The organism is Sphaerochaeta sp., from assembly GCF_050178175.1.
Classification (GTDB): domain Bacteria; phylum Spirochaetota; class Spirochaetia; order Sphaerochaetales; family Sphaerochaetaceae; genus Sphaerochaeta.
This window is the reverse complement of the sequence record NZ_JBFXGH010000165.1, coordinates 1-3,874: the sequence shown is the minus strand read 5'-3', so window position 1 is coordinate 3,874 and position 3,874 is coordinate 1. Positions and strand designations below refer to the sequence as shown.

Here is a 3,874-nt window from a genome sequence, read left to right as displayed (position 1 = left end):
TATTGCAGAACAAGCAAGGTGGTTCTGCAGTATCGGCACTTATCCTCTTTGATCTGGACCATTTCAAGCTGGTCAACGATACCTTTGGACATCAACGGGGGGATCTCCTTCTGAAAGAACTTTCTGCTTTGGTAAAAGAACAACTGCTGGATGGAGAATCACTTGCCCGTTGGGGAGGGGAGGAATTCCTTATTCTTACCAAACGTGATGGAGTGGCACTCGCAGAATCATTACGAGAGAATATTGAGAACCACGTATTTGAACAGGTGGGAAAGATTACAGCCAGTTTCGGGGTTTCTCCCGTACTCCCTGATGATTCCGAGATCAAGATTTTCCGTCAGGTGGATACAGCCCTCTATCGAGCCAAGGAGATGGGGAAAAACCGTGTGGAACTGTTTACGAACAGTTGAACGTAATACTGCTACAAATCAGGCCGGTTGTCTGATATCGTTTTCTCTCTTCCAAGAATGCAAGCACAGCTTCCTTCAGCATCTTCTCTCCATAGGGAGAAAATTCTCGTCTGCTTGGAGAATGTATTTCTCTTTCCATTACCAGCATTCTCAAGGGATGATGTTCTTCCCTTGCCAGTATCTTGGGAAAATTGACTTGGATTATCCCGAGTGACAAGGTCTCAGGTCCGAAAAGATTGATGGTTGCATGAAATGGGTCAAATCCGGCCATGCCGGTAGAAAAACTGAGCTGAGCTATGGTGATCTCAGCAGTATAGGTTACATCCTCAACACAGTATGTCTCGGTGATCTGATAGCCTGTGTGTTTATACACGGGTGTGTATTGCATATTATGCTCCTTGTGTGATGATTTACGTGTCGATCAGCACTTTTTCATCAAGTCATACACTGCCTCCTGTTTCTTAGGAGGCCTTTTGCAAGGAACATGGTTCTGTACATACAACATTGAAGGGCTCCTTTTAGCGATTTGTTTTTGGACGCTGCAAGTTGGGGGATAAATCACGTCTCTATCTTCATTCTATATGGGTAAGTCGGCAAAAACAATACTAATTTCTTGTCTTTACCATATCATTCTTGAATACAAGTGAACGGTTTGTTTCTTTGAGATTGGTTCTGTTACCGAAAGAACAGAATACATAATCATAAAATTACTAAGAGTGATAATATACTACTAAAAGTAATATACGAAATTAGTTGACCGGTTTATAAAACCGGTTTAGTATAAAGGTGTACCGAAGAAAAATGATGGGAGAAATTCTTCTCCCTAATGATTACGGTAACACCAAAGGAGAATGAATCAATGAAAAAACATCTGTTTATTGCCTTTTTGATTGTCATGATGGCAATGGGGTCGGTTGTATTTGCAGCTGGTGCCGAGGAAGCCGCTCCCGCAAAGGAAGTGTATTTCCTGAATTTCAAGCCAGAGATTGCTGACGTGTACGAATCCAAGATTGCTCCTGCTTTTGAAGAGGAGACTGGAATCAAGCTGAAGGTCGTTACCGCTGCAAGTGGTACCTACGCTCAGACGCTCAAGAGTGAAATTGCAAAAAGCAATCCTCCCGTAATCTTCCAGACCAATGGACCTGTAGGTTTGAAAGAGAGCAAGAGTTATACCGCTGACCTGAGAAACACTGATTTCTACAGCATCCTCAGCGACAAGTCAATGGCTCTTACTGATGGTGAGAAAGTCCTGGCTATCCCGTATGCTGTTGAAGGCTATGGTATCATCTACAACGATGCAATCATGAGAAAGTACTTTGCACTTCCTGACAAGGCTGTATCCATCTCCAGTGCAGATGAGATCAATAACTTTGCAACCCTCAAGGCAGTTGTTGAGGATATGACCAAGCACAAGGATGCCTTGGGTATCAAGGGTGTGTTTGCTTCCACCAGCCTGTCTGCAGGTAATCAGTGGAGGTGGCAGACCCATTTGGTAAACGTTCCTCTCCATTTTGAGATGGTAGCGAGAAATATTCCTGCTGGATCGAGCGTCCCTGAACTTGAATTCACCTATAGTGAAAACATGAAGAACATATGGGATCTCTATTTGAACAACAGCACCACTGCTCCTGGCCTGCTTGGAAGCAAGAGTGTTGATGACTCAATGGCAGAGTTTGCACTTGGTCAGGCTGCCATGGTACAGAACGGCAACTGGGGTGCCAGCCAGATCCTTGGTGTCAAGGGAAACAAGGTTGCTGATTCCGACATCAAGTTCCTGCCCATCTACACCGGGATTGAAGGTGAGGAGAATGCAGGCCTGAATGTTGGAACTGAAAACTACCTCTGCATCAACAGCAATGTAAGTGCAGAACAACAGGAAATGGCTGACCAGTTCCTCACATGGCTCTTCGCCAGCGAAACAGGCAAGCAGTTCGTAAAGAATGACCTGATGTTCATCACACCGTTCAACTCCTTCAAGGATAGCGAGCTTCCCACCGATCCATTGGCCAAGGAAGTCATCCGCTGGATGAACAAGCCTGGTATCAAGTCGGTTCCTTGGGCATTCTCCATCATTCCTAGTGAAGAGTGGAAGAATAAATTCGGTGCAGCTCTTGCTGAGTACAGCGTTGGTAGGATGACTTGGGACGAGGTAGAGAAGGTAGCAGTCGATGCTTGGAAGATTGAGTACGACTTGACCAACTAACCGTCGTAGAAAACATGTTAGGAGAAACCGCCTACCTTCATTGGAAGGCAAGGCGGTTTACCTGTTTTACAAGGGAGTCCCTCATGCAAAAGTCCATACAGAAATATTTTGCTTTATTTGCGCTTCCCGGTCTGATCTGCTTCGCTATTGCGTTTCTGATCCCAATGGTTATGGGGGTGGTTCTTTCTTTTTTCAAGTTCAGTACCGTAACGGATGCAACATTCAACGGTCTGGAGAACTACAGGAACATTTTCATTGACAAGGAGTTCCTTTCAGCTCTCTGGTTTACCATTCGTTTTACGATAGTCTCCGTGATAACCATAAACCTTGGAGCCTTTGCACTAGCGATGTTGCTTACCAGAGATATCAAGGGAACAAACCTTTTCAGAACGGTATTCTTTATGCCTAACCTGATCGGAGGCATTGTCCTTGGTTGGATTTGGCAGGTAATCATCAATGGCATTCTTCTCAGGCAGGGAGTTACCATCGTCAGTGATCCAAAGTATGGATTCTGGGGCTTGGTTGTCCTGATGAACTGGCAGAATATCGGATACATGATGGTAATATACATAGCCGGTATTCAGAATATTTCCCATGATCTCATTGAAGCGGCACAAATAGATGGAGCCGGAAGATGGACCATGTTGCGTTCAGTCATCCTTCCCTCAATCATGCCATCAATTACCATCTGCAGCTTCCTGACCCTTACCAATGGATTCAAGTTATTTGACCAGAACCTTGCTCTCACAGCCGGTGCTCCTGGAAAGCAGACAGAGATGTTGGCACTCAACATCTTCAACACCTTCTATGGCCGCAGTGGCTTCGAAGGGGTAGGTCAGGCAAAAGCAGTGCTCTTCACCATCTTGGTTGCAATCATTGCCCTAAGCCAGCTTCGTCTGACCCGTAACAAGGAGGTGGAGGCATGAACATGCAAACCAAAGAGAAACGGATCAATTATGGTTTGATCATTATCCTTTCCTTCCTCACCATCCTGTTCATCTCCCCCATCTTGATCGTATTGATGAACTCTTTTAAATCAAAGCTGTTCATTTCCAATGAACCATTCTCATTTCCCAATCCTGAAACCTATGCAGGAGGGGAGAACTACATAACAGGGGCAGCAAAGATTGAGTTCTTTGATGCATTCGGCTATTCACTGTTCATCACCGTTTTCTCCGTGATCAGCATCTCATTGGTCACGAGCATGCTGGCATGGTATATAACCAGGGTGAAAACAAAGTTCACCAACTTTGTCTATTAT

4 protein-coding genes and 1 pseudogene are annotated in these 3,874 nt (G+C 44.9%); 4 read left to right on the top strand and 1 reads right to left on the bottom strand.

Annotation, left to right across the window (positions count from 1 at the left end; translation table 11 throughout):
• Positions 1-410 (top strand): GGDEF domain-containing protein (locus AB7S66_RS11845; RefSeq protein ID WP_428520263.1); only part of this gene is annotated, 410 nt, incomplete at its 5' end.
• On the opposite strand, the gene AB7S66_RS11840 is transcribed toward AB7S66_RS11845, so the two are convergent.
• A complete protein-coding gene (locus tag AB7S66_RS11840; RefSeq protein ID WP_428520261.1) occupies positions 397-798 on the bottom strand; it encodes a hypothetical protein in 402 nt (133 codons plus the stop codon). The genes AB7S66_RS11845 and AB7S66_RS11840 overlap by 14 nt on opposite strands.
• A gap of 471 nt (positions 799-1,269) precedes the next feature.
• Between AB7S66_RS11840 and AB7S66_RS11835 the strand changes: the two genes are divergently transcribed.
• From AB7S66_RS11835 to AB7S66_RS11825, 3 genes and pseudogenes are all read left to right on the top strand, one after another.
• Positions 1,270-2,613, top strand: coding sequence for an ABC transporter substrate-binding protein (locus tag AB7S66_RS11835; protein ID WP_428520259.1), 1,344 nt, complete (start codon positions 1,270-1,272; stop codon positions 2,611-2,613).
• An 83-nt stretch (positions 2,614-2,696) separates the two neighbouring features.
• Positions 2,697-3,539 carry a carbohydrate ABC transporter permease gene (locus AB7S66_RS11830; RefSeq protein WP_428520257.1) on the top strand — a complete coding sequence of 281 codons (843 nt, stop codon included), beginning with the start codon at positions 2,697-2,699 and terminating at the stop codon, positions 3,537-3,539.
• Positions 3,536-3,874, top strand: a pseudogene (locus tag AB7S66_RS11825) (carbohydrate ABC transporter permease); the annotation flags it as partial. The gene AB7S66_RS11830 and the pseudogene AB7S66_RS11825, both read left to right, overlap by 4 nt.

Excerpts from the sequence above, each read along its gene's own strand:
- AB7S66_RS11835 (WP_428520259.1), top strand. The coding sequence starts at position 1,270 with ATGAAAAAACATCTGTTTATTGCCTTTTTGATTGTCATGATGGCAATG.
- AB7S66_RS11840 (WP_428520261.1), bottom strand. The coding sequence starts at position 798 with ATGCAATACACACCCGTGTATAAACACACAGGCTATCAGATCACCGAG.
- AB7S66_RS11830 (WP_428520257.1), top strand. The coding sequence starts at position 2,697 with ATGCAAAAGTCCATACAGAAATATTTTGCTTTATTTGCGCTTCCCGGT.